Annotated in this window: 26 protein-coding genes and 1 pseudogene; 6 read left to right on the top strand and 21 right to left on the bottom strand. The window is 42.1% G+C overall.

The window, feature by feature from the left end; all coding sequences use genetic code 11:
• Positions 1–17: 17 nt before the first annotated feature.
• From lpxA to HMPREF1532_RS04320, 8 genes are all read right to left on the bottom strand, one after another.
• On the bottom strand, positions 18–785 hold the full coding sequence (lpxA, locus tag HMPREF1532_RS04355) for an acyl-ACP--UDP-N-acetylglucosamine O-acyltransferase (protein WP_005925350.1): 768 nt from the start codon (positions 783–785) through the stop codon (positions 18–20).
• Positions 786–788: 3 nt separating this feature from the next.
• Positions 789–2,174: a bifunctional UDP-3-O-[3-hydroxymyristoyl] N-acetylglucosamine deacetylase/3-hydroxyacyl-ACP dehydratase gene (locus tag HMPREF1532_RS04350; protein ID WP_005925347.1), complete on the bottom strand. Its 1,386-nt coding sequence runs from the start codon at positions 2,172–2,174 to the stop codon at positions 789–791.
• 3 nt (positions 2,175–2,177) lie between these two features.
• Complete coding sequence (gene lpxD / locus HMPREF1532_RS04345; protein ID WP_005925344.1) at positions 2,178–3,221, bottom strand: UDP-3-O-(3-hydroxymyristoyl)glucosamine N-acyltransferase; 1,044 nt, start codon at positions 3,219–3,221, stop codon at positions 2,178–2,180.
• A 134-nt stretch (positions 3,222–3,355) separates the two neighbouring features.
• Positions 3,356–4,591: an HD domain-containing protein gene (locus tag HMPREF1532_RS04340; protein ID WP_005925341.1), complete on the bottom strand. Its 1,236-nt coding sequence runs from the start codon at positions 4,589–4,591 to the stop codon at positions 3,356–3,358.
• A 28-nt stretch (positions 4,592–4,619) separates the two neighbouring features.
• Positions 4,620–5,450, bottom strand: a complete 831-nt coding sequence (gene pyrF, locus HMPREF1532_RS04335) for an orotidine-5'-phosphate decarboxylase (protein WP_005925338.1) — start codon at positions 5,448–5,450, stop codon at positions 4,620–4,622.
• A 116-nt stretch (positions 5,451–5,566) separates the two neighbouring features.
• Positions 5,567–6,679 (bottom strand): peptide chain release factor 1, encoded by a 1,113-nt coding sequence (gene prfA, locus HMPREF1532_RS04330; RefSeq protein WP_005925335.1) that lies wholly within the window; start codon positions 6,677–6,679, stop codon positions 5,567–5,569.
• Positions 6,680–6,879: 200 nt separating this feature from the next.
• Positions 6,880–8,046, bottom strand: coding sequence for an AIR synthase related protein (locus HMPREF1532_RS04325; protein WP_005925332.1), 1,167 nt, complete (start codon positions 8,044–8,046; stop codon positions 6,880–6,882).
• Positions 8,047–8,137: 91 nt separating this feature from the next.
• The gene (locus tag HMPREF1532_RS04320) at positions 8,138–8,719 is read right to left on the bottom strand and encodes a LemA family protein (protein WP_005925330.1); all 582 of its coding nucleotides are present in this window, start codon (positions 8,717–8,719) and stop codon (positions 8,138–8,140) included.
• Positions 8,720–8,959: 240 nt separating this feature from the next.
• Here HMPREF1532_RS04320 and HMPREF1532_RS04315 point away from each other — a divergent pair, with 240 nt between their 5' ends.
• Both HMPREF1532_RS04315 and HMPREF1532_RS21475 read left to right on the top strand, forming a co-directional pair.
• The gene (locus HMPREF1532_RS04315; protein ID WP_005925328.1) at positions 8,960–9,874 is read left to right on the top strand and encodes an IS1595 family transposase; all 915 of its coding nucleotides are present in this window, start codon (positions 8,960–8,962) and stop codon (positions 9,872–9,874) included.
• Positions 9,871–10,029 carry a hypothetical protein gene (locus HMPREF1532_RS21475; protein WP_005925326.1) on the top strand — a complete coding sequence of 53 codons (159 nt, stop codon included), beginning with the start codon at positions 9,871–9,873 and terminating at the stop codon, positions 10,027–10,029. Before HMPREF1532_RS04315 ends, HMPREF1532_RS21475 begins: the two co-directional genes overlap by 4 nt.
• A 43-nt stretch (positions 10,030–10,072) precedes the next feature.
• Here HMPREF1532_RS21475 and HMPREF1532_RS04310 read toward each other — a convergent pair whose 3' ends face one another.
• The 12 genes from HMPREF1532_RS04310 to HMPREF1532_RS04250 form a co-directional block, all read right to left on the bottom strand.
• Positions 10,073–10,330 carry a hypothetical protein gene (locus HMPREF1532_RS04310; RefSeq protein WP_005925324.1) on the bottom strand — a complete coding sequence of 86 codons (258 nt, stop codon included), beginning with the start codon at positions 10,328–10,330 and terminating at the stop codon, positions 10,073–10,075.
• Between the two features lie 523 nt (positions 10,331–10,853).
• Positions 10,854–11,258 carry a hypothetical protein gene (locus HMPREF1532_RS04300; RefSeq protein ID WP_005925320.1) on the bottom strand — a complete coding sequence of 135 codons (405 nt, stop codon included), beginning with the start codon at positions 11,256–11,258 and terminating at the stop codon, positions 10,854–10,856.
• A gap of 186 nt (positions 11,259–11,444) precedes the next feature.
• Positions 11,445–12,365, bottom strand: coding sequence for a TPM domain-containing protein (locus HMPREF1532_RS04295; RefSeq protein WP_044097416.1), 921 nt, complete (start codon positions 12,363–12,365; stop codon positions 11,445–11,447).
• Positions 12,366–12,408: 43 nt separating this feature from the next.
• The gene (locus HMPREF1532_RS04290) at positions 12,409–13,371 is read right to left on the bottom strand and encodes an alpha/beta hydrolase (RefSeq protein ID WP_005925316.1); all 963 of its coding nucleotides are present in this window, start codon (positions 13,369–13,371) and stop codon (positions 12,409–12,411) included.
• 8 nt (positions 13,372–13,379) lie between these two features.
• Positions 13,380–14,123, bottom strand: a complete 744-nt coding sequence (locus HMPREF1532_RS04285; protein ID WP_005925314.1) for a shikimate dehydrogenase family protein — start codon at positions 14,121–14,123, stop codon at positions 13,380–13,382.
• Between the two features lie 121 nt (positions 14,124–14,244).
• Positions 14,245–14,982, bottom strand: coding sequence for a bifunctional demethylmenaquinone methyltransferase/2-methoxy-6-polyprenyl-1,4-benzoquinol methylase UbiE (ubiE, locus tag HMPREF1532_RS04280; RefSeq protein WP_005925312.1), 738 nt, complete (start codon positions 14,980–14,982; stop codon positions 14,245–14,247).
• Positions 14,982–15,926: a phosphoribosylaminoimidazolesuccinocarboxamide synthase gene (locus HMPREF1532_RS04275; protein WP_025819098.1), complete on the bottom strand. Its 945-nt coding sequence runs from the start codon at positions 15,924–15,926 to the stop codon at positions 14,982–14,984. Before HMPREF1532_RS04275 ends, ubiE begins: the two co-directional genes overlap by 1 nt.
• Positions 15,927–16,010: 84 nt before the next feature.
• Positions 16,011–17,018 (bottom strand): PhoH family protein, encoded by a 1,008-nt coding sequence (locus HMPREF1532_RS04270; protein WP_005925306.1) that lies wholly within the window; start codon positions 17,016–17,018, stop codon positions 16,011–16,013.
• A gap of 108 nt (positions 17,019–17,126) precedes the next feature.
• Entirely contained in the window at positions 17,127–17,798 is a 672-nt protein-coding gene (locus HMPREF1532_RS04265; RefSeq protein WP_005925303.1) for a DUF5715 family protein, read from the bottom strand.
• Between the two features lie 155 nt (positions 17,799–17,953).
• Complete coding sequence (locus HMPREF1532_RS04260; protein ID WP_005925300.1) at positions 17,954–19,597, bottom strand: flotillin family protein; 1,644 nt, start codon at positions 19,595–19,597, stop codon at positions 17,954–17,956.
• Between the two features lie 133 nt (positions 19,598–19,730).
• Positions 19,731–20,228, bottom strand: a complete 498-nt coding sequence (locus tag HMPREF1532_RS04255; RefSeq protein WP_025819099.1) for a hypothetical protein — start codon at positions 20,226–20,228, stop codon at positions 19,731–19,733.
• 289 nt (positions 20,229–20,517) lie between these two features.
• On the bottom strand, positions 20,518–20,703 hold the full coding sequence (locus HMPREF1532_RS04250; protein WP_240050183.1) for a hypothetical protein: 186 nt from the start codon (positions 20,701–20,703) through the stop codon (positions 20,518–20,520).
• Between the two features lie 259 nt (positions 20,704–20,962).
• On the opposite strand from HMPREF1532_RS04250, the pseudogene HMPREF1532_RS04240 reads away from it, so the two are divergent.
• The 4 genes and pseudogenes from HMPREF1532_RS04240 to HMPREF1532_RS04225 all read left to right on the top strand — a co-directional run.
• Positions 20,963–21,205 (top strand): annotated as a pseudogene (locus HMPREF1532_RS04240) (helix-turn-helix domain-containing protein); the annotation flags it as partial.
• 55 nt (positions 21,206–21,260) lie between these two features.
• Positions 21,261–22,016: a tRNA pseudouridine(38-40) synthase TruA gene (gene truA / locus HMPREF1532_RS04235; protein ID WP_044097414.1), complete on the top strand. Its 756-nt coding sequence runs from the start codon at positions 21,261–21,263 to the stop codon at positions 22,014–22,016.
• A gap of 116 nt (positions 22,017–22,132) precedes the next feature.
• On the top strand, positions 22,133–23,032 hold the full coding sequence (locus HMPREF1532_RS04230; RefSeq protein WP_005925285.1) for a DMT family transporter: 900 nt from the start codon (positions 22,133–22,135) through the stop codon (positions 23,030–23,032).
• Positions 23,033–23,641: 609 nt separating this feature from the next.
• Positions 23,642–24,343, top strand: a complete 702-nt coding sequence (locus HMPREF1532_RS04225) for a DUF3256 family protein (RefSeq protein ID WP_025819102.1) — start codon at positions 23,642–23,644, stop codon at positions 24,341–24,343.
• A gap of 111 nt (positions 24,344–24,454) precedes the next feature.
• Here HMPREF1532_RS04225 and HMPREF1532_RS04220 read toward each other — a convergent pair whose 3' ends face one another.
• The gene (locus tag HMPREF1532_RS04220; protein ID WP_005925280.1) at positions 24,455–25,540 is read right to left on the bottom strand and encodes a phosphotransferase enzyme family protein; all 1,086 of its coding nucleotides are present in this window, start codon (positions 25,538–25,540) and stop codon (positions 24,455–24,457) included.
• Between the last annotated feature and the right edge of the window lie 57 nt (positions 25,541–25,597).

The following is a 25,597-nucleotide window of genomic DNA, read 5'->3' as shown; positions in this document are numbered from 1 at the left end:
GCCAATAGACAGATTTGTTATTTAATAATTCCTCGCTCCGAGTTGCGTATAAAACTGATAATATATTCTATTTCCGGGCTCGTCTCTACTTCTGCTTCCACTTTTGTAAGAGCATCGGAAATATTTAATCCGCTTTGGTAGATAATGCGGTAAGCATTATGAATGTTTTCAATTACTTCATTGGAGAATCCACGGCGACGGAGACCGATGATGTTGATACCACTGTAAGTAATGGGTTCGCGTCCGGCAATAATATAAGGGGGAATGTCTTTACTAAAACGTGATCCGCCTTGAATCATAACATATCCGCCTACGTGGCAAAATTGGTGCATTAATACGGCGCCACTGATGATGGCATTATCGTCGATGATAATTTCTCCCGCCATTTTAGTAGAGTTTCCGATAATACAGCCGTTGCCAATGATAGCGTCGTGGGCTACATGCACTCCTTCCATCAGAAGATTATTATTGCCAACGATGGTTTTTCCTTTGGCTGCCGTACCACGGTTGATGGTTACATTCTCGCGAATGAGGTTATTGTCTCCGATTTCGGCAGTACTTTCTTCTCCACGAAATTTGAGATCTTGTGGAATAGCACCGATAACGGCACCCGGGAAAATAGTATTTCCGTTACCGATACGCGAACCGTATAAAATATTGGCATTGGGCATAATTTTGTTATTATCGCCGATCACCACATTTTTATCGATGTAAACGAAAGGACCGATCTCTACGTTTTCCCCGATTTTTGCTTCAGGGTGAATATACGCTAAGGGACTTATCATAATTTATTTGTTTTTTACTATTTGAGCCATAAATTCCGCTTCACATACTACCTTTTCACCTACGAAAGCGTAACCTTTCATAGTGGATATGCCTCGCCGAATAGGAGCTAACAGTTCTACCCGAAAGATAAGGGTATCTCCCGGTACTACTTTTTGGCGGAATTTCACACCGTCTATTTTCATGAAATAAGTAGAATAGCGGTTAGGTTCGTCTACTGAATTGAGCACGAGCAATCCTCCGATCTGTGCCATTGCTTCTATCTGAAGTACACCGGGCATTACCGGTTCCTCGGGGAAGTGACCTTGGAAGAAGGGTTCATTGGAAGTGACATTCTTGATTCCTACAATATAGTTGGCACCAATTTCAATCACTTTATCTACCAACTGGAATGGATACCGGTGAGGAAGCAGTTCGCGGATGCGGTTTACATCCATGATAGGCGCTTCATTGCAGTTGTATATGGGAGCCTGTATTTCGTGCAAACGGATTTCTTTGCGCATCTGACGGGCAAACTTGTTGTTGATCGTATGTCCCGGACGAGTTGCAATGATGCGGCCTTTGATGGGTTTGCCGATAAGGGCAAGGTCACCGATGACATCGAGTAATTTGTGACGGGCGCATTCATTAGGCCATACCAATGGTTTGTGATTAATATACCCCAATTGGTTGGCATCCATGTGGGGAACTCCCATGACATCTGCCAACTGATCGTAACTCTCTTGAGACATTTTACGTTCATAGATAACGATGGCATTGTCTAAGTCACCTCCTTTGATCAGTCCGGCTGATAGTAACGGTTCAATTTCACGGACAAATACGAATGTACGGCTGGCAGCTACTTCCTCTTTAAAATTATTCATATCTTCCAGTGTTGCGAACTGGTTAGGGATGATAGTAGAATCGTAGGATACCAATACGTTCAGACTGAAATTTTCGTCCGGCAATACAATGATAGACGAACCAGTCTCCTCGTCGCGGAATTCGATTTTTGATTTGATTATATAAAAGTCCTTGACAGCATTTTGCTCTTCTATGCCGACCTTTTCTATCTCTTGTACGTAATATTGTGCACTACCGTCCAGAATAGGAAACTCCGGACCGTTTACTTGAATAAGACAATTATCTATGCCTAAGGCATAAAGAGCTGCCATTCCATGTTCAACGGTGCTTACTTTTACTCCATTTTTGGCTAACACAGTACCACGTGTCGTCTCTGTCACGTTGTCTGCCACAGCATCGATGACCGGATGTCCTTCCACATCGATACGCTGAATTTTATATCCGTGGTTTTCGGGCGCAGGGTTAAACGTTACTGTCAGATCAAGACCAGTGTGAAGACCTTTTCCTCTCAGTGAAAAGCTATCCTTCAGAGTTTTTTGTTTCAGCATTGGTTACTTATTTATTAGTTGTTGTTTTAATTCTTCAAGTTCTTTGCGTAGATTACGCAGTTCTTGTTGTAGTTCAGGTAAGTTTTTATGTACGACGGCTGCTTTGAAATACTGCTTCGGTTCCATCGGAGGAGTACCAATTAACTGGCTTTCGGATTTAATACTGCCCGGTACACCGGATTGTGCTCCGAGATTCACTTTATCACCGATTTTGATATGGCCGGCGATACCTACTTGCCCACCGAACATACACCATTCTCCTATTTTAGTAGAACCGGCAATTCCTACCTGGGCTGCCATGACCGTATGTGAACCTATTTCATCATTGTGTGCTACTTGAACAAGATTATCCAGCTTAACACCACTGTGAACGATTGTAGCTCCCATCGTTGCACGGTCAACACAAGTGTTGGCACCAATGTCTATTCTGTCTTCAAGGATAACAATGCCGATTTGGGGAATCTTTTCGTAACCTTGAGGAGTCGGTGCGAAGCCAAAACCGTCTGCTCCGATTACTGCACCTGAATGTAAGACACATTCATTACCTATATGACAGTCGTGATAGATGGTTACGTTAGAATAAAGAAGGCAGTTACTGCCGATCTTCACATTATCTCCTACATAAGTGTGCGGATAGACGAGGGTATTATCTCCGATAACGGTGTTTTCTCCGATGTAGGCAAAAGCACCGACGTATACATTTTCACCGATATGTGCAGTGGGAGAGACGAATGCCAATGAGTCGATACCTTGTTTTTTAGGTTTACTCATTTCGTAGAGATTCATTAATTTGGCGAGGCTTTCATAGGCATTGTCTACCTTTATTAAAGTAGCCTTTATTTCATGTTCCGGCTCAAAATCCTTATTTACCAGTATGATACTGGATTGGCTTTCATATATATAAGGTGTATACTTCGGATTGGAAAGGAATGAAATTGCTCCTGGTATTCCTTCTTCTATTTTAGCGAACGTATGTACAGTTGCGTTTTCATCTCCTATAACTTCTCCTTGGATAAATGCTGCAATTTGCTTAGCCGAAAACTCCATGTTTTTACTCTATTATTATATGATTTTTTTCCGTTTTTTATATGTCCGATAAGGGCTGCTTTTGTATGCGCACCTCTATCAGAGCACAAATAACGGACTTTTTTTTTATATATCCTTACTCTTTAATGAATATTTTATACTTGTATATGCAAACGTTGGTAGCAGATATAGTATTTCTTTACCTTTTTGGAGAGCAACGAGATGTTTAACATATCCGATGCTTCGGCAATATTTTTGATTGTGCCGTCCTTATAGATAATGTCAATACTATCATCTGCCGGTTCGTACATATTCTTTTCGATGCTGGGGGTAGAAACAAAATAGTTCGCTTCGGAAAGTGTGATGCCTAATTGCCGGCTTATTTGCAAAGTTAATTCTTTCTTCCTTTCTTCACTAATGGGTTCGGAAGATATTTCCACTTTAAAGATATTGCGATTGATCATTCCGAGGCTGAGCGTAGAGAGCACTTTGTCCGGATGGGTACTCCATACCTTAAGCGAAGTCCATATATCGTTATCGTCCAACTGGATGAAATTCTCCAGACATTCGGGATTACTATGAAACTTCTCCGGATCGATATCATTGTACAGGAAGAAATGAAGCGCCGGTGAAGCGAATAGCTCCACTCCTTTACGGGCAAGCTCTTTTGCCCGTAGCAAAGTGCTGATGAGCATCCGCTCATAGGCTACCGATGTTTTGTGCAGATATACTTGCCAATACATCAACCGACGGGCCGTAAGAAAGTTTTCGATAGAATAGATACCTTTGGACTCTACCACCAGATGATCATCCGCTACATCGAGCATTTTTATGATACGGGCAGATCCGATATTACCTTCTGTGACTCCTGTATAAAAGCTGTCCCGGCGTAAATAGTCGAGACGGTCCATGTCTAACTGTCCACTTACGAGTTGATGAAGGAAGCGTTTGGGATATTCATCCTTGAATATTTGTATCGCAAGGCTGAGTTGTCCGTTCATCTCCTTATTCATACGTTCCATCAGCATAAGGGAAATTTCCTCGTGCGATATGCCTTTTACAATCGTGTCCTCAAGTACATGTGAGAAAGGACCGTGTCCGATATCATGTAACAGGATTGCCGCCTGTACAGCTTCTGCTTCACTGTCGAAAATGAAGTTTCCTTTAGAAGCAAGTTGCATAATGGCTTCGCTCATCAGGTGGAAAGCTCCCAATGAATGTTGAAAACGGGTATGCTGTGCTCCGGGATATACTACCGATGACAATCCTACTTGTTTGATACGGGTTAATCGTTGTAAAAGGGGGTGTCGTACGATGTCATACAACAATCCCTTCGGTATGTTGATGAATCCGAATACCGGATCGTTTATTATCTTTCTTTCGTAAGCCATGTAATTAGTGGTAAGTGATTGGTGATGACTAATCGTTAATCACTTTTTTCAGCTCTTCTGCCATTTGCTCCTGTACTTCTTGTGCGGCTTTTCTGGCTGCTTGTGCAAAGTTTTCGGTTTTGTCTGCATAAATAATTCCACGGGAAGAGTTTACGATTAATCCGCAAGTATCGTTCATACCATATTTGCACACTTCTTCAAGTGAGCCGCCTTGCGCACCTACACCGGGTACAAGAAGGAAATGGTTAGGAACAATTTTACGGATATCTTCAAAGGCACGCCCCTGGGTAGCACCTACTACATACATCATTTGTTCATCACCGGCCCATTCTTGTGATTTCCGCAATACTTTTTCGAAAAGACGCTCTCCATTAATATCTTCTGTCAATTGGAAATCGTGTGAACCTTTGTTGCTGGTGAGAGCAAGAAGAATTACCCATTTACCCTCATAGGTCAGAAATGGTGTAACGCTGTCCTCACCCATGTATGGAGCAACGGTAACCGAGTCTATGTTCAGTTCCTCAAAGAAGATACGGGCATACATTGCAGATGTGTTTCCAATGTCACCGCGTTTTGCATCGGCAATGATAAACTGGTCGGGATAATTTTCTTTGATATACTTCACTGTTTTTTCAAAAGCGATCCAGCCTTTTACACCCATACTTTCGTAGAATGCCAAATTCGGTTTGTAGGCGATACAAAGATCGGCAGTTGCGTCAATAATTGCTTTGTTGAAAGCGAAGATCGGATCGGCTTCATCCAAGAGATGATCCGGTATTTTTTTGATGTCTGTATCAAGCCCAACGCAAAGGAATGATTTTTTGCGTTTGATATTCTCAAATAATTCTTGTTTATTCATCTTTTATATTTACGATTTACAATTTTACGGTTGAAAATTCTCTCTCTTCTTTCCTTCTCCCCTCTCAATTCTCCCTTCTCTCAATTCTCCCTTCTCTCTTTTGAGTTCTCCCTTTTTTATAGTTCGCTCTCTTTGAGGCGTTCCGTATTTTCGGCTACCGTCAACTTGTCTATACATTCTTGGATATCTCCGTCCATGAATGCGGCAAGGTTATAGATTGTGTAATTGATTCGGTGATCGGTAATGCGTCCTTGCGGATAGTTGTAAGTACGGATTTTAGCAGAACGGTCGCCGGTAGAAACCATTGTTTTGCGTTTGGAAGCAATGTCGTCAATGTACTTTTGGTGCTCTTTGTCATAGATAAAGGTACGCAGACGCGCGAGAGCACGTTCTTTATTTTTCGGTTGGTCACGGGTTTCCGTACATTCAATAAGGATTTCTTCGGAAATACCCGTATTCGGGTTTTTCCAGATGTAGCGTAGGCGAACCCCCGATTCTACTTTATTCACATTCTGACCACCGGCACCACCGGAACGAAACGTATCCCATTTTATTTCTCCCTCATTGATCACAACATCGAACTCTTCCGCTTCGGGAAGTACGGCTACGGAAGCGGCGGAAGTATGCACACGTCCCTGTGTTTCAGTGGCAGGTACACGTTGTACACGATGTACTCCCGATTCATATTTCATTGTTCCATATACGTTATCTCCTGTGATACTACAAATAATTTCTTTGTACCCGCCGGCTGCTCCCTCATTTGCACTGGATACTTCCAGTTTCCAGCCTTTAGACTCACAGAACTTAACATACATGCGGAAAAGATCACCGGCGAAGATAGCAGCTTCATCGCCACCCGTACCACCACGTATTTCAAGAATGGCATTTTTGCTGTCCTGTGGATCTGCCGGTACAAGCAAGATTTTTATCTCTTCTTCCAGTTCGGGGAGGCGCTCTTGACTATTGTCCAATTCTTCTTTTGCCATTTCACGCATGTCGGCATCCGATTCGTTGGCAAGTATGTCTTTGGCTTCTTCGATGTTGGCCAATGTTTGTATGTATTCCTTGCGGGCCTTCATCAGGTCGTCAAGTTCTTTATATTCTTTGGTTAGTTTGACGTAACGTTTTTGGTCGGCAATCACTGCCGGGTCGGTAATGAGGGTAGAAACTTCCTCAAAACGAGCCACAAGACCATCTAATTTTTCTAATATATTGTTACTATCTGCCATGAAAATTATTAATTTGATTAAGGACAATGTGCCATAAAATAATGTGCCAATGTGCTAATGTGCCGATATGCCAATTGGCTGCACTAAAATAATGTGGAATGTGTTAACTGAATAATTTGCTGAATTTTTTAATTCTTTAATTTCTTCATTCTTTCATTCTCTAATTGGCACATTGGCACATTATCCTATTGGCACATTATTTAATATTTAAATTCTCCGAATTCGCTTTTGATAATCAATTCTTTTTGATCGCTTTCTTCAATACGTCCTACAATTTGTGCGGGGATACCGAAAGATTCGCTGATGGCAATCACTTTTTCGGCATGTTCGGGTGAGAGGTATACTTCGAGACGGTGTCCCATATTGAATACCTTGTACATTTCCGCCCAGTCTGTGCCGCTCTGTTCCTGGATGATCTTAAACAACGGAGGAACGGGGAAAAGATTATCTTTTACTACACGTACTTTGTCTACGAAATGCAGCACTTTGGTTTGGGCGCCGCCCGAACAGTGTACCATACCGTGGATATCGGGACGTAGCGCATCCAGCAGTTTCTTTACTACCGGAGCATATGTGCGGGTGGGAGAGAGTACCAGCTTACCCGCATTGATCGGTGAACCTTCTACTTCATCCGTCAATTTTAATCCGCCGGAGTAAACGAGTTCTTCCGGAACGGCTGCATCATAGCTTTCGGGATATTTTTCCGCCAGATATTTGGCAAATACATCATGACGGGCGCTGGTCAGTCCGTTACTTCCCATACCGCCATTATATTCTTTTTCATAAGTGGCTTGTCCGTAAGAAGCAAGACCAACAATCACATCGCCCGGACGGATATTGGCATTGTCGATGACATCTGCACGTTTCATACGGCAGGTCACAGTACTGTCTACGATAATTGTACGTACAAGATCGCCTACATCGGCTGTTTCACCTCCGGTGGCGTATACACCGACTCCCATGTCGCGAAGTTCGGCCAATAATTCATCTGTCCCGTTGATAATGGCAGAGATAACCTCACCTGGAATAAGAAGTTTATTACGGCCGATAGTAGATGATACGAGAATATTGTCTACGGCACCTACACACAACAGGTCGTCGATATTCATAATCAATGCATCCTGTGCGATACCTTTCCATACGGACAGGTCACCTGTCTCTTTCCAATACATGTAGGCCAGAGATGATTTTGTTCCGGCACCATCGGCATGCATAATATTACAATACTCCGGATCTCCACCCAAAATATCGGGAATGATTTTACAAAAAGCTTGCGGAAAAATACCTTTGTCTATGTTTTTGATGGCATTGTGCACATCCTCTTTTGATGCGCTGACACCTCGCATCATGTATCGTTGATTACTCATGAGTTATTGGGTTTTGTATACGGCGGCAAAAGTACTGTTTTTTTTCCGTATAGCCAACATTTTAGCATGAGTTCGACTGAAAGAGTTTTATTTAAAAACTTACCGTTGGAGCGGTTTCGGTACCTTCGGCTGCTTCAAAATAGGCATGTTTGTCAAAACCGAACATAGATGCAAAGAGACTTTTTGGAAAACGGCGAATTGCTGTATTGTAGGCCTGTGCGGCATTGTTAAAGTTGGTGCGGGCTACGTTGATACGGTTTTCCGTTCCTTCCAATTGTGCTTGAAGCTCGAGGAAATTCTGGTTGGCTTTTAAATCCGGGTAATTTTCGGTGATAGCGAGTAACTTACCTAAAGCGGAAGTGACTGCACCTTGTGCTTTCTGATACTCTGCCAGTTTCTCCGGAGTCAGGTCATTGGCGTTTACCTGCATTTGAGTTGCCTTGCTACGAGCTTCCACTACTCCTTCCAGCGTTTCTTTCTCATGAGACGCATATCCTTTTACTGTATTTACCAGATTAGGGATAAGGTCGGCACGGCGTTGGTATTGTGTTTCCACATTTGCCCACTGGCTGTTTACACTTTCGTCCATAGTAACCAGGCCATTGTACATGCTCACAGCCCATATAACGATAACCGCCACTACGGCAATAATGATAATAATCGATTTCTTCATTTTCTTTTTATTTTAGGGAATTATATACTTTATAACCTATAATTCATAATTGAGTAACCTTGGGAATTTTCTTGAGGTTATTTTTTTGCATTTAGCGCGTGTCTATTCTAAATTACATTTCTTTGTAAATCAGCAAACTATCTTGTTTTTACATCTAAAAAAGCCGCCTTATTTAGACAGTTGCACCAACAACCAAAAAATCACCAAAGTTAATCACACCAAACCAGTTTAAGTTTGGGTATGAATACTTTTGAATTCAAATCTTTATTCGATTTATTACAAGCGTTTCCTACGGAACAATCTTGTATTGAATATTTAGAATTATGTAGATGGAAGAATGGCATAGTTTCTCCCTATGACCCAGCATCTAAGGTATATAACTATGGCGGCGGAAAATACCGTTGTAAGAATACAGGATTGAACTTCAATGTCAAAACGGGTACGGTATTTCAAAAGAGCAAAGTGCCATTGATAAAGTGGTTTGTGGCGATATGGTTTGAAACGTCTCATAAGAAAGGAATATCTTCCATACAACTGTCGAAAGACATTTCAGTAACTCAGAAAACGGCTTGGCATATGTTACATCGTATTCGGGAATGCTTCTATTGTGAGAACGATCATAAGTTAGATGGCGGAGTAGAACTGGACGAAACGTTCGTTGGTGGCAAGAATAAAAATAGGCATGCTAACAAAAAGATAAAGAACTCTCAAGGAAGAAGTTTCAAAGATAAGACTCCAGTGCTGGGAATGCTCGAAAGGGGTGGCAAAGTGGTATGTAGGGTAATAAATGATACTTCCAAAAGGAGTCTTACCGTACCTATTCTCAGAACTGTAAAACGCTCCGCAAGGTTATATACCGATGAATGGTGTGGTTATGACACGATAGGTAGAATCTATGTTCGCAATATTGTAGACCACGGTAAAGGACAGTATGTTGATGGTGACTCTTATACTAATAGTATTGAAAGTTTTTGGGCTACGGTAAAAAGAAGCATAATTGGCATCTATCATAAAACGAGTCGTAAACACCTACATAGATATATGAATGAATATGTATTTCGTTACAATACCCGTAAAATGAATGAAACGGAACGATTTAATTTGTTACTTTGCAACGTAGAATATCATATCACTTACAAATCATTGACGGAATGAATAAAAAGAAAGAATTGACAGTAAACGATATGAAGCGAATATCGAATACTGACGAAAATCCCAAAAGAGTGCATAAGAAACCGACTTCTTTTGAGGAAGCCGTAAGCTTGATGATAAATTATCGTCCTAAGAAGAACAATAAAGGCAGGAAATAAAAAAAATCCTGCCCTCATTACGTAATATTTTCTTTCCCAATTGTTATAATGATAAAATAATCAATAACGAAAACGGTATAAGTAAGATAAGCCACATCACTGTAACGAGCGTGTCACTTTCATATTCTTCTTTGTTTAATTTCTCAGAGCATGCTAATACAATCAATCCTATAATACCCCAAAAACAAGACACAAAGAACCAATTCACAGGATTGCGATTTTTTCGGGATGCTAATGCAGCCGCCGCAATAGCAATTCCCAACGCAAACAAAAGACCAATTAAAATTACTAATACTTCCATAGGCGATTTTTTCGAGTTTTCTCTACGGGCAGACTATAAGAGAAGTTAACAATGTTATTTATAGAAAGTGGACTGCCACCCGTGTAAACCCGAAAGCATCGCCAAACGCTTGTACAAACACACAGATGAGCAGCCCACTTAATATGAGCTGTTCTCTGTGCCCCGTTTGTACTTTGATTGAATTGGCGATTCTTAGAGTTGTGAGGCACTTTCTAATTATTTCCATAAATTATCCCGCAGGACGTTGCAAATATACGGAAAAATTTGTATCTTTGCAAGGAATCAAGGCAGTAAGTTATGACACAGATATGTCCAAAATGTAAAGGAACAAAATTTGTTCTACAAAATATAGATATTGATAATTGTAATTATCCATTCGTTTCTATACAGTGTAAAACTTGTGGAAACTCAATGGGTGTAACTACTTTTGAAAATGTACCTAATTCCATACAAAAACTTGGTTATTTGTTAGAGGAAAGAATAAATGATTTAGAAAAACAGATTAACGAACTGAAGAGTAGGCTCAATCGCTAACTTTGATATTAGCCACTTGGTCTAATAGACACCCTTTCTTTTGAGTTCCATCGCACGTTGTATCTTTACAACTTCCGCCTTTATAACCACATTTCTTTTGATTAACAGCGGGTTTTTCAATCGTTCTATAATCGGGTATTCCTGCGGACTTACTTTTCAAAGAAAGTCCGTTTAATATTTTGCGTATACAAACAATACTTAGTTTTCCACACAATTCCGGATATTTTAAAGCACGTTGCTTTAAATAATGCAATCTCAAAATAGGCTTTTCTTTATCCGCGTACGCAAATTCTTCTTCAAACATAAAAGTCCGGTTTCGTTCGCCTGTCACAATAATGGTAGCATCATTACTGCCATCATCTAAAATTTTGATTTTAATTATGGTTTCATTCATATCTGTAAAAGTTTCTATTAATAACTTTGTAAAAAAATAACCTCAAGAAAATTCCCAAGGTTACTCAATTATGAATTATAGGTTATAAAGTATATAATTCCCTTATTTTAAATTATTATTTATAGTCTTGTTTTTTCTGACATTTCTTTTTGTTTTCAGAGGCGTTTCATTCCGTATCGGAGGCACTTAGAAACGTGAACCGGCTCCACCGCCTCCGCCCATACCGCCTCCGAAACTGCCACCGCTGAAGCCACCGCCGCCTCCGAAGCTTCCACCACCGAAACCGCCGATGAACGGTCCTCCACCACCTCTGCCGCCACGTCCATGATAGTCGTCATCATACGTTTGCTGCCGGCGCACTATAGTATGTCCGCAGTTCCGGCAAGTATACGTGATGTCTTCTGTTTTTACTCCATTACGTTTGGAAACGACTCTGCTACCGGTGCGCTGCAACTTGTGCTTGCCGCATTGAGGACAGCGAGTGGCTGCTCTCACTGCTATAATACTGATAATAGATGCTACTCCCATAAAACCGACGACAGCCAACAAGATCATCGACCATGAAATATCTTCTTCGTCGTTGACAGCGTCATTTACCATCGATCCGTCCAGACGCTGGCATACGGCACGTATACCGCTTACCATTCCTGCATCCCAATTACCTGTTTTCAAGAATGGAATCATGTTCTTTGTTTGTATCCGTTTACAGATGGCATCGGGCAAATCGCCTTCAAGCCCATATCCGGTATAGAACTGAATACAACGTTGATCGGTTACCAAGAGAATTACCAGACCGTTATTTTTCCCTTTTTTGCCTACACCCCATTGGTTGAGCAGTTGATGGGCGAAATCAAAGCAATCCTCTTGTCCGATGGAAGGAACTACGGCAACGACTGTTTCTATCCCGGTTTTTTCTTCCAGATTATAGAGCATACGGTCGATGCTGTCACAGGCTGCCTGCGACAAAATATCGGCTGGATTGCACACATACCGGAGTTTGTTTTGCAGATGTACTTTCGGAATATTGTCTACGGTATATATCTTTTCCTGCGCTTGCGAAGGCAGGCAGAGAAATGTGAGCAGTATAAAAGTGAGTATTTGTTTCATAATAGTTTTCGTTATCGTCCACAAATATAGCTACTTTTATCTTTTATTCGATATACTTGTCGACGAAGTTCTTTACACGGTTGGTATATTCTGTTTTATTTTCTTTATAAGATACGGCATGCTTTGCTCCCGGAACGATCCATAATTCTTTGGGATCCGGTTTAGCTTCGTAGAGAGGGTAAACCATCCAGGTTGGCACGTAGGTGTCTTTATCACCATGTATGAAGAACATGGGAAGGTCTGCCTTTTCAACTTGTTTTAGCGAAGAGGCTTCTTTGAAATTCCATCCGTACTTTTGTTCGCACAGCCAACTTGTTGTGTACATCAGCGGGAATTTAGGCAAGTGAAAAGCCAATTTCAGTTCGTGTGAAAATTCGTCCCATACACTGGTATATCCGCAGTCTTCCACAAAGCATTTAACGAATTCCGGTTGTTCTTCTCCGGCCACCATCATGGTGGTAGCACCTCCCATAGAGATGCCATGAACTACCATTCGGGTACTGTCACCGTAAATCTGATTGGCTACGTGCATCCATTGCATTACATCGAGACGATCTTTCCATCCCATTTGTATAGCAGGACCTTCGCTTTCTCCATGATGCTGTAAATCAGGTAAAAGGATGTTGAACTGTAAATCGTGACTATACAGATATCCAATCATAAACATGCTTATCGCATTGTCAGTATAACCGTGCACAATGACTGCTGTTTTTGGGGTAGGTTTTGGAGCTGCAATATAGTAGGCATGCAGTCGTATGCCTTCCGGGTTCAAAATAAAAGTGTCTTTCAAGGCATTTACTTGATTGAGACTGTCTACCCAAGGGCGCAGAAAAGGATAATTGGCATATAGATACCTATAGGAATCTGCATCTTTGGCACGTATCCTGGCATTCGGAGTCAGTGAGAAGTTGAGCATATAATAACTTCCTCCGATCATGCAACCGGTCAGTATCACCAGTAAGATGATGCCTCCCAATATCCAGCCTCTTTTAAATCCTTTCTCCATCTTCTGTGTTATTTATTCCATATTTCCCATGCGGCGAATGCTTGTAGGAGAAGCATTTCCAATCCGTTTTTGGTGATGGCGCCACGCTCTTCCCCTTTTTTCATGAAAAGAGTGACGTTTGGGTTATACAACAAATCATAAAGTAAATGGTTTGGTGTAAGTTGTTCGTAAGGTATGTCGGGGCAGAAATCGACTTTCGGATACATTCCTACCGGCGTACAGTTGACAATCACCGTGTATTCGGTCATTATTTCCGGGGTTAGTTCTTCATAGGTCAACATTCCCGGCTTGTGTGTACGGGAAACAAATACCCCTTCGATTCCTAAATTTTTGAGCCCATGAAAAACAGCTTTGGAAGCCCCGCCCGTACCTAAAATCAGAGCTTTTTTGTGTGACGGCAATAATAATGGTTGTATCGATTGGGTAAAACCGATAATATCCGAATTGTAGCCGACTAATTTTACCTTTCCTTTGGGCTGGCGAATAATCTTAATAACGTTTACCGCACCTATTTTGGCAGTATCCGGATCTAATGAATCCAGAAATGGAATTACCTGTTCTTTGTAGGGTATCGTAACGTTTAGTCCGCATAAGTTCGGATTTTCTTCAATAACTTCCATAAAGTCATTGATGCTTGGAATTTCGAAATTGACGTATTCCGCATCTATTCCTTCCGAATGGAATTTTTCGTTGAAATAACCGATAGAGAACGAATGTTTTAGCGGATAACCGATTAAACCATATTTCTGCATATTGATAATAATTATTTAATGTGTCAATATGTCAATATGCCAATTGGGCTGCGCAGATCGAAAAAAACAGGCCGCAGCCCAATTGGCATATTGGCATATTAGCATATTGGTGCATTATTCATTATTTCGTAGCCGTATAAAGTGTACAGATGCCAAACGTCAGCCGGCGGAACTCTACCCGGCTGAATCCTGCTTGCGCAATACTTTTCGTCATGACCTCTCCCTGCGGGAAGACTTTGATTGTTTGCGGCAGATAGCGGTAGGCATTGTTGTCTTTTGAAAATAGCTTGCCTAAAACGGGAATGACGATTTTGGAATAAAGGGCAAACAACTGTTTCATCGGGAAACGGTCGGGTGTGGTTAATTCCAATATCACTAAATGACCACCGGGAATGAGCACGCGGCACATCTCTGAGAGCCCTTTGTCCAGATCTTCAAAGTTGCGGATGCCAAAGGCAACGGTGACAGCGTCAAAACTATTGTCGGCAAACGAGAGAGAAGTACAGTCTTCCCGGACAAAGGTGATTTTGTCCGAGAGACCCACTCTTTTTACTTTTTCACGTCCCACATTCATCATGCCTTCAGAGATATCCGTTCCTATCAGTCGTTCGGGACGGAGCATGTCGTAGGCCAGTATGGCAAAATCGCCTGTGCCGGTGGCTACATCCATCATGCGTTGCGGTTGGAAAGGGCGCAACCATTTGATCGCTTTGCGTCGCCAGCTTTTGTCAATACCCAATGACAGGGTATGGTTCAGCATGTCATATGCCGGGGCGATGTTGTCGAACATTTGTTCCACCTGTTCGCTCTTTTTTCCCTCCGTGCCGTAAGGCTTGATATGTTCTTGTGGGTAGTTCATTATTTTTTCAGGAAATCCATTACGTTCTTTTCAATACGTGCGGCAATGTTGCTCGTATCTTCCTTCACAAATTTTTCTCCGGTGATGTTTTCAAAAAGTTCGATATAACGGTCGCTGATACCTTGTACGATTTCCGGTGTCATTTCGGGTACTTTCTGTCCGTCTTTTCCCTGGAATCCGTTATCCATCAACCATTCGCGTACGAATTCTTTGGAGAGTTGTTTCTGTGCTTCTCCTTTTTCGAAACGTTCCTGATAACCTTCCGAATAGAAATAACGGCTTGAATCCGGTGTATGGATTTCATCCATCAGGTAAATAGTACCGTTGTGCTTGCCGAATTCATATTTTGTATCTACAAGAATCAATCCACGTTCAGCAGCGATTTCTGTACCGCGCTTGAAGAGGGCCAGTGTATATTTCTCAAGGATCGCATATTCTTCCGGAGTAGCCAATCCTTGTTTCAGAATCTCTTCTTTGGAGATATCTTCGTCATGCAATCCCATTTCGGCTTTCGTGGTAGGAGTCACGATCGGTTCCGGGAATTTCTCGTTTTCACGCATTCCGTCCGGAAGTTTCACACCGCATATTTCGCGTACGCCACTTTTGTAAGCGCGCCATGCACTTCCACAAAGGTAACCGCGTACAATCATTTCCACCGGGAAACCTTCGCAAAGCACACCTACCGTAACCATTGGGTCCGGGGTAGCAAGTTTCCAATTCGGACAGATGTCTGTTGTTGCGTCGAGGAATTTGGCTGCAATCTGGTTCAGCATTTGTCCTTTATACGGAATACCTTCAGGCAGTACTACATCAAAGGCCGAAATACGGTCGGTAGCTACCATGACTAATTTTTCACCATTGATGTTGTACACATCGCGTACTTTCCCGTGGTACACACTTTTTTGTCCCGGAAAGTTGAACTCAGTTTTTGTTAATGCTTTCATCATTTTGTTTACAATTTATTTCCTATGGTCATGACCATTATTTAAATTTTACACGTAAGTATGCCGATGGTTTACAATCAGAAATTACTTTTTGGTTTTCTCATGGTCGGTAGCCTGTAATTTTTCGCTTTTAGCTTTCTCCCGCTCGGCTTTCGCCTCCTTGTCGAATTTTTCGTAAGCGTCTACGATGCGTTCTACCAGTTTATGACGGACAATGTCTTTTTTATTCAACTCTACAAAGCTGATTCCTTTTACTCCTTTCAAGATACGGAGTGCCTGTATCAATCCCGATGTTTGTGAAGTCGGCAAGTCGATCTGTGTCATGTCTCCGGTTACGATCATCTTGGTGTTCATGCCCATACGGGTCAGAAACATTTTGATTTGCTGGGTGGTGGTATTCTGCGCTTCATCCAGAATGACGACAGCATCATTCAGCGTACGTCCGCGCATGAAAGCGAGCGGAGCAATCTGGATGATATTTAGTTCCATATATTCTTTCAGCTTGGCAGCCGGAATCATGTCTTGCAAAGCATCATAGAGCGGTTGCAGGTACGGATCTATTTTATCTTTCATGTCACCGGGCAGGAAACCTAACTTTTCTCCGGCTTCCACAGCAGGGCGGCTGAGAATGATTTTTTTTATTTCCTTATTTTTCAGCGCACGAACGGCCAGAGCAATAGCAGTATATGTCTTTCCCGAGCCGGCAGGGCCGATTGCAAATACCATATCGTTTTTGGCGAAACCTTCCACTAATTTCAGTTGATTCTCGCTACGGGGAATAATCGGTTTACCGGTTACACTGAATACGATCACATTTCCGGTCTGCTCGGCTTGCGGAGCGTTTCCTTTGATGATGTCAATAATTACTTCTTCTTTCAGTGAGTTGTATTCTGCGCAGTATTTTTCCAGTTTGATGATGTTTTCTTCGAAAGCACACATTTCTTCTTCGTCACCCATCACTTTAATGACATTACCACGGGCAACAATACGTAGCTTCGGATATAAAGCTTTAATTAACTGTATATTAGCGTTGTTAACGCCATAAAAGATTACCGGATCGATATCCTCCAGAACAATCAGTTTCTCTATCATTGAATTGTATTAAAGAAAAATATCCGCAAATTTAATGAAAGGTTTGGATACTTTGAATGTTAGGACGGAAATATTTTAATTACAAGTTGTATATCTGTAACTTCTTTCTTATCTGGTTGTAATGTGGAAACATCCCTGTTTCAATTCATATTTTATAAAACATTTGTCTGCTTTGCGCAAATCTCTCAGAACTTCGGCAAGTACGAGTTTTAGAGTGTCAGCAGATACATCTTGTAACGGACGCCCGTCTTCGTCCTCTATTTTTCTGAAACGTTTCCAGCTTACATCGAAAGTCGTTCCATAAAAGTGGGCGGAGTTTTTCGATGCATTTACATTTCTGCGTCGTAAACGTTTCACATCATCTTCTGTGCGGAGCACGGAAGTCACTACTATCTGGTTAGGATTCAATCCTTTCGAAGTGAGCGAGTCGAGGAAGTTAACACCTATCGTGTCTAATAGAGCACCGGCGCGCGGAATGAGAAATGGAATGGAGTGTGTCAGTGAGTCGACGCTGTAATGTTCGTTGTTTCTGATCTGCACTAATTTTTCTTTCATCCGTTCTGCCTCTTCCCGTGAAGCAAGCGGGCGGATTCCCAGACTTTGAGCTGCTTTGAGATGCATATCGTTCAAGTCCCCGAAAGAGCGTTTGTAGCTGATGACTCCTTTGATGTTGCGTGGCTCGTTCAGTTTGAGCGACATATCTTTCTTTTTGCATCCGGTAAAACTGATAAGTACGATAGACAGAAATAGACAGATAGGATAATGATGATGAAAGCGCATAGATATAAACTCCATTTTTATTTTGTGGGCACAAAGATAAACTTTTTGCGTGAAAAGATTCGGTGAATAACAAAAAAAGAAGAACGGTTTTTACGTTCTTCTTTTGAAAGGGTTTATGATGTATGAATTATATGAAAAAGGAATTCAGAATCCGTTTATTTCTTTTTTTCTTCCGGTTTTTCCTCTTTCTTTTCTTCTTTGCTGTCCGGGTTTATGATTCCTTTCACTGTTTCACCAATCGGCAGTTTGTCGAGTACTCCCAAACTGGGTGCTACCGTCTTCACCAGTGTATTGAGGAAATTGCTGGTTCCACCGTTTCCACCGTCGAATACGGTGATATTTCCCAAATTCATGTGTTCGAACGCTTTTACCTGTTCACCGGCAATTTCTTTCCACTGGTCCACCATCTTGTATTGGATGGCAATGGCAGGGTTGGATTCTGCTGCACGCACCATGGCTTCGAATCCTTCGGCTTCGGCCAATAACGAACGTTTCTTACCTTCGGCTTCGGCTTCCAGTTTCATCTGGATCGCTTTGGCCTCTGCTTCCGCTTGTGCTAACGTAGCTTTAGCACGGGCTTCCGCTTCACGGGTAATCTTTTCTGCCACGGCTTCCGCTTGCAAGATAGCTTCTTGACGGGCTACTTCTGCCGGTACTATTTTTTCTGCTTTCAGCGATGATTCTACTTTCCGGGCTTTGGCTTCTTCCACCTCTTTCTGAGCGATTTCTCTTGCTGTTTGTACGGCGGCTTCCGATTTTGCAGCTGCTTCTCCGGCCTCTTTGTCGGCGTTTGCCTGTGTTACGGCCAATTCTGCATTTGATTTGGCCACTTCTTTTTGTGCTTCATTTCGTCCGATAGCCGCTTTCTTGCCGGCCTCTGCCTGTTTTATCTCCATGTCGGAGTTCAGTTCCGCAATACGGCTTTCTTTTTCCGTATTTGCCTGTTCGATGCGTATGTTCTTATCAGCTTCTGCTTTGGCCACCTGTGATTCTTTTTCCGCGTTGGCTATTGCCACTTGCGAGATACGGTCTTTGTCGGCATTGGCTACGGAAATTTCTTGCAGCTTTTTCGTTTCGGCGATGGCAATATCTTGGTCTTTACGGGTTTCTGCAACCTTTGTCTCACGTTCTTTTATCTGGTTGGCAATCTTGATCGCACCGAGTTTTTCCTGTTCTTCGATGTTGGCTTGTGCTTCGTTCAATGCCTTGCTTTCCGCTTCTTTACCTAAATTGACGATATAGTTGGCGGCATCCCGGATGTCACTGATATTGATATTCATCAGGTACAGACCGAATTTGCGCAATTCCGTATCGATGTTGTCTTTCACCTTCGACAAAAACTTGTCACGGTCAGAGTTCAGCTCTTCAATCGTCATATCGGCAATCACCAGACGCATCTGGCCGTATACTACATCCGTAATCAAGTTTTGTTTGTCGTCCATTGTCAGTCCCAGCATACGTTCCGCTGCGTTTTGCATCACTTCCGGATCTGTGCTGATGGCCACAGTAATAGTGGTCGGTACATCCACGCGAATATTCTGCGCAGACAGTGCTCCTGTGAGTTTACAGTCGATCTGCAATGGTTTCATCGACAAGAATTCGTATCCTTGGATGATAGGCCATACAAAAGCCGCTCCACCGTGATAAAGTTTCGCCGACTTCTTGTCTCCTCCTGTCTTACCGTAAACTACCAATACTTCGTCACTCTTACATTTTCTGTAGCGGGATAGAATCCCGATGAATGTAAATAAAATCACCGCCACCAGAATAGCAGCCATAATCATCATTTCCTGCGTCATGTCAATTGTCAATGTTTAATGTTCAACTTATTTTAATCTTTTAATTTTCCCTCTCTTCAGTTGAAAGCTCTTGTTTAGTTGAAAGTTGCTGCGCTATTACACTGCATAGTACTTCTCCATTCTCCCTTCTCCCTTAATTAATATACAGCGTCCCCTCTCTATAAGCAGCGATAATCGTCTTATCTCCTGTCCGATAGACTTTGGAAGATTCGGAGATGACGTCTACTTCTCTCATGGCACCGTCCCGGCTCACCTGCACGGTATATTTCCCCTTGCCTTGGTTAAAGTAAATCGTACATTCGCGTCCTACCAGTTGTTCTGTATTCTCCGAACGGTTTACCTGTTGCAATTGATATGCCTTTTTGTAAAGATACCACACAGCAAAAACAAACAATAGCCCTACGAGTATGCCGACTATATACGAAATCACGTCTGTGTCTTGTTGTAGATACATGTACCATCCGAAACCGATACCGAAGTGTGTCAAACCTTTGAAAGACACTACACTGCTGATGTCTGTGTCAATATCTGCATCGGCATTTATATCACCGAAAAAGATGGATAGGACGAATTGTACAGCGAAAATGCCTGTCGTGACAAGTGCGATGATTAGAAAAATATTACTACTCATGGCGAATTGATTAATTGTTTTGTATTTTATTTCCTCCAAATATACGTGTTTGGAAGATACGAAACAATACATTTTGCGAAAAAATCCCCACCCGCTTACCGCTATCTTCACAGACAACATTGTAAGTGGGGCGAGGAACACAAACAAAACAAACAATATATTCTATAAAAAGGGAATTTCTATTTCTCTTTTTTCTGTCGACCGGTTATAATCCGGGACATTCTATCACCATTTCCGAGTCGGAACACAATGTGATAGGACATCTCTCGATGAGTGCTGTCAGGTCAACTTACACACGGTCGAGTATAATGTCGTATGTGGTATTGACAAATTGCTTGATTTTCACAAGTTCTGCAAGCAAATACTTGACTAATTGTGCTGAACGTTCATAGGCATACCAACGGCCATTTTCTTCGTACACATACACATGTTGTGTATTTTCCGATTCTCTGGATAGAATTTCAAGTATTTCCATAGTATATAGTGTCATATTTTATTTCAGATTAATATTAAAAGTATAGTTGTTATTTCGATAGATCGAATAATTTCTGTTTTCAACATTAGGTGAATCGGCATCTAATTCTATTGTATACGTTTTGCTATTCCGTCCTGAAGTCGCTGTTATTTTTATTGTAGTCCTTCTGGCTGCTTCCGGAGCAATATTTTCTCCGGTATAGTAGTAGAGAGCCAAGGGAGAACCGTTACTTACACTTTTCGAGTTATCCGAAAATGTGTTGTATTTGAGCCAACCCACTCTGTATCGTAAGGTAAAACAGAGCACGGATTTTACAATCATAGAGCTGATAAGGGGAGTGCGTATGCGTAAGGCGGCCGTGTTGCTGAAGCAGAAGGTATATGCCGTGCAGGAAGTGGCCGAAATGGTCGGCTATAATGATATACCGACTTTCCGGAAACATTTTGTAGATGCATTTGGTACAACCCCTTCCACCTATGCGAATTCAACGGATAATTCCTGATTTTCGATTAAAATAATTACCTTTGCACGCGAAAACTTATAATCGGATAGAAAGCGTGCAAAGATACTTTATTTATTTGGCTTATGACGGAACCAACTATCACGGTTGGCAGATTCAACCCAATGGATGCAGCGTACAGGAGTGCCTGATGAAAGCCTTGTCTACCTTTTTGCGAAGAGAAGTAGAGGTGGTGGGAGCCGGAAGAACCGATGCCGGAGTACATGCTTCGCTGATGGTGGCCCATTTTGATAATGAGGAAGAACTGGATGTAATGGCTGTGACGGAAAAACTGAACCGTTTGTTGCCTCCGGATATCTCCGTTTTTAAAGTCTGTCCGGTGAGAGAAGATGCTCATGCGCGCTTTGATGCGACGGCACGTACCTATAAGTATTATGTGACGACTGCCAAGTATCCTTTTAACCGTCAGTATCGTTATCGTGTGCATAGCGTGCTCGATTTTGACCGGATGAACCGGGCAGCCGCTACTTTGTTTGATTACTCGGATTTTACAAGTTTCAGTAAATTGCATACGGATGCGAAAACCAATCTATGCCAAATAATGCATGCCGAATGGACTCAGGTGGATGATACGACTTGGGTCTTTACCATTCAAGCAGATCGTTTTTTGCGGAACATGGTACGTGCAATAGTCGGTACGCTTCTTGAAGTGGGGCGTGGAAAGTTGTCCATAGAGGGTTTTCGGAATGTCATAGAACAGCAGGATCGTTGCAAAGCCGGCACTTCGGTACCCGGCCATGCCCTTTTTTTGGTTGATGTCGAGTATCCCGACACCCTTTTTGTCAAAACATAGCTCTCACCATTGACAATCATCCAACATGGTATCTGTAACATGGCGTCTCCAATCGTAAACCGTCAATTGTCTAATCGTCAATTTCTTAATCGTCTAATTGTAAATAATTTTACTTCATGTGGTTATTACTCGCCTTCCTTTCAGCAGCTTTGCTGGGTTTTTATGATGTGTTCAAGAAGCAGTCTCTGAGAGACAATGCCGTGCTTCCGGTTTTGTTTTTGAACACGATCTTTTCCAGTCTGATTTTTCTGCCTTTCATTCTCCTGTCTGTATATGCTCCGGATTTGTTGGGAGGGACGATGTTTGAAGTTCCTGTTGCCGGTTGGGAAGAACACAAATTCATTATAATAAAATCGTTTATCGTGCTCTCTTCCTGGATATTCGGATATTTCGGAATGAAGCATCTGCCGCTTACCATCGTGGGACCCATCAATGCTACCCGTCCTGTAATGGTGCTGGTAGGTGCAATGTTGATATTCGGAGAACGTCTGAATCTCTATCAATGGATCGGGGTGATGCTGGCGGTTCTCTCCTTTTTTATGCTGAGTCGGTCGGGAAAAAAGGAAGGGATCGATTTCAAACATGATAAATGGATTTTCTTTATTGTGTTGGCTGCGGTGATGGGGGCCGTAAGTGGGCTGTATGATAAGTATTTGATGAAGCATCTCAATCCGATGTTGGTGCAGTCATGGTATAATGTATATCAGGTGCTTATCATGTGTCCGATCTTGGCACTGCTTTGGTGGCCGAAGCGTAAAACGACTACTCCTTTCCGTTGGGATTGGACGATTATTCTGATTTCCATATTTCTTTGTGCTGCGGATTTTGTATATTTCTATGCTTTGAGTTATGAAGATTCTATGATTTCCATCGTATCAATGGTGCGTCGTGGCAGTGTAGTGGTTTCTTTCCTTTTCGGAGCCTTGCTCTTCCGTGAGAAGAATTTAAAAAGTAAAGCTATTGACCTTATTTTAGTATTGATCGGAATGTTCTTTTTGTATCTGGGAACCAGGTAGTAGTTGTACAAAATAAGTAGTGACAGTGTTAGCCAAAATCAGCAGCACTTTCGTGAATTTTTTTCTTACGTGAAAAGATGTAGTATCTTTTTTACCCCCTTCATCGGTTTCACTTTTTTGCTTAGCCGCTTTATTCATCGGCAATACAGGGTGAAGGGTCGTTCCGTCTCTTTGGTTTCGGTGCAAATGTCTCCCAAGTACCGTGCATACGTTTCGTAAACCTCAGGCATACGGGTGGTGAGCACCGAGCATACGGACGGTAAACACCGTATTCAGAAAACCGGACCTGCCTTCACCCTGTATCATCGATGAATGGGGAGTTTGATTGAAAAAGGTGAAGCCGGTGAAGGGGTAAATTCTATGTGGGTAATGTACCCTGATGGGCAAATAGTCCCTTAGATGATATAAAAAAGTGGCAAAATAAGATGTCTTGTTTATTATAATCTGCCTTTCTTTCATTATATAATTCTATTCTTTATATTTGCATAGAAAATCATCGGGTTACGCCTGGCGATGGAAAAACAGCCGGATAACGGACGGATCGAGTATTTCAAATAATAACAGATGGATTAAAAATGCGGTATGATGAAAAAGATAGATAAATTGAGAATGAGTAGGTATGCAATGGTGTGGGGGATGTTATTTTCGGCTTTGTGGCTGTTTGCGGTAGCGCCGTTGCAGGCTCAGACTGAACAGGATAAGGTTCTGGCTGAACAAGGTACCAAAACTCAGGTTCATCAAGAAGCCAAGAAGATATTTGTCAATATGCCCGATTCTTTGTCTCCATTGCTTACGGCGGTAAATCGTGCAGATTGTATCGACTTTTTGGAAAGTAAGATGAAGGCAAAGGTTGAGAATCGTTTTGGACGGGAGTCGGAGATGACGGAATTGAGCAAGGATTACATTCGTGTTCAGATGACTTCGCAAAGCACTTGGCAGATGAAGCTATTGGCAACCAGTGACACTACACAGGTTATCTGCACCGTCTCTACCGCATGTGCTCCGGTGTGTGACAGCAATATTCAGTTTTATACTACTGACTGGAAGGAGCTTCCGATATCCGATTTCATTACCGCTATGCCGGCAATGGATGATTTCTTTGAAACTCCCGATTCTGCTGCTGCCTATGAGTATAATCATGCCCGCTTACAAGCGGATATGCTGTTGATGAAAATTGATCTTTCCGCTTCTGATAATACACTTACATTTACGCTGACTACTCCTGAGTATATGGAAAAAGAAACGGCAGACAAACTGAAACCGTTTATCCGCCGCCCTATTGTTTATACTTGGAAGGGGGAGAAATTCTAAGAAGCCTCTCCCCAACCCTCTCCGTGGGAGAGGGAGTAAGGAGATACTCTTGTTTATTTATCAGTTACAAAACTAATTTTGCTCTCTCCCACGGAGAGGACTGGGGAGAGGTCAGCCTAAACATTCCCTGATAAATGCTGTCATCTCCGGAGTGTGCTCTTCTACACTTTGCAATAGTTTGAATTGTGCTTTGGTGCGTACAAGGTTGTGTTCGGGATATTTGATTTTATAGTAAGTGTCTCCGTTAATGTAATCAGCCAAAAAACGTACACATTGCATATACGGGAATAAAGCTGCCGCATAAGGCAAATTTTCTATTTCTATCGGAGTAAGGAACGAGCGTGCACCTTCCAGATATCCTTTGGTGAATGCTTTGAATATTTCCATGTTGAAGTTAACGCGATTCAAATCTTTGTCGTCTTCATCACCGGTATTGGCTCCTGTACGGAGAAAATCACCGTAGTCAGAGAAGATAAAACTTGGCATTACGGTATCCAGGTCGATAACGCAGAGTACCTTGCCGTCTTCATCAAACATCATGTTGTTTACTTTCGTATCACAGTGGCATACACGTTTGGGTAATTTTCCTTCGCGATACATACGTTCGGCTTTACACATTTCATCGGCACGCTTCTCGATCTCATCGATATAGTATTGTACCTCGGCCAATCTTCCCGCAGCATTGGCTGCTACGGCATCACGCAATTGTTTTAAGCGGAATTCCATGTTATGGAAGTCGGGGATAGTCTCACCCAATGTTTCGGGAATGTCAGCAAGTTTTGCCTGGAAATCACCGAAAGCAACACCGGCATAATAGGAATATTCCGGATTAACCGTTTCATATGTTTTCGCGCGTGGGATGAATACCATGATACGCCAGTAATTTTCTCCATCATGCCAATACGTTTTACCTCCATCAGCTTTTACGAAAGTCAGTACCTTACGGTCTATATCGGTTTCTCCTTGTTCTGTCAGTTTACGACGGATGTGGTTGGTTACTGAAGCTATATTGTTTTGCAGCATCTCTACATTTTGAAAGATAGCGTGATTGATGCGTTGCAGTACGTAATCAGGGGCATCGGTTTCGGCCGTAGTTACTTTGTAAGTGTCGTTGATTAATCCCGCACCCAACGGTTTTATATCGCTGATGGTGCCTTGGATTTCGAAATGAGACACAATGTCGAATAGATTTTTCATGATTTTTATTTTTAAAGTTGATGAAAATAATATGCTAATGATTCATGTGCCAATATG

Source organism: Bacteroides salyersiae WAL 10018 = DSM 18765 = JCM 12988 (genome assembly GCF_000381365.1).
GTDB lineage: Bacteria > Bacteroidota > Bacteroidia > Bacteroidales > Bacteroidaceae > Bacteroides > Bacteroides salyersiae.
This window is presented reverse-complemented; position numbering and strand designations above follow the sequence as displayed.